Source organism: Bacillus sp. SIMBA_031 (assembly GCF_046535225.1).
Taxonomy (GTDB): Bacteria; Bacillota; Bacilli; order Bacillales; family Bacillaceae; genus Bacillus; species Bacillus velezensis.
In genome coordinates this window covers 1-245 of sequence record NZ_JAWRXC010000588.1, presented here as the reverse complement: position 1 = coordinate 245, position 245 = coordinate 1, and the positions used below count along the sequence as shown (strand labels likewise).

The following is a 245-nucleotide window of genomic DNA, read 5'->3' as shown; positions in this document are numbered from 1 at the left end:
GGTGCCTTGAGCGCTTCATCATCCGGTTGCTCTACGATCGGCCACTGGATACGCTTCTCGCGACCTACGCGGTCAGCCTGATCTTGCAGAAGGCACTGGAGCTTATCTTCGGCACGCAGCCGATGCTGGTGTACGCGCCGTTCGGCGGAGCGGTTCCGGTCCCCGGGGGGAGCTATCCGGCCTACCGGATCTTTGTGATCGCTGTTGCGCTAATCGTAACAGCAGGGTGCTGGCTGCTTTTCGCC

1 pseudogene is annotated in these 245 nt (G+C 61.6%); it reads left to right on the top strand.

Features of this window, described 5'->3' with window-relative positions:
* A pseudogene (locus SB724_RS21475) lies at positions 1-245 on the top strand (urea ABC transporter permease subunit UrtB); the annotation flags it as partial.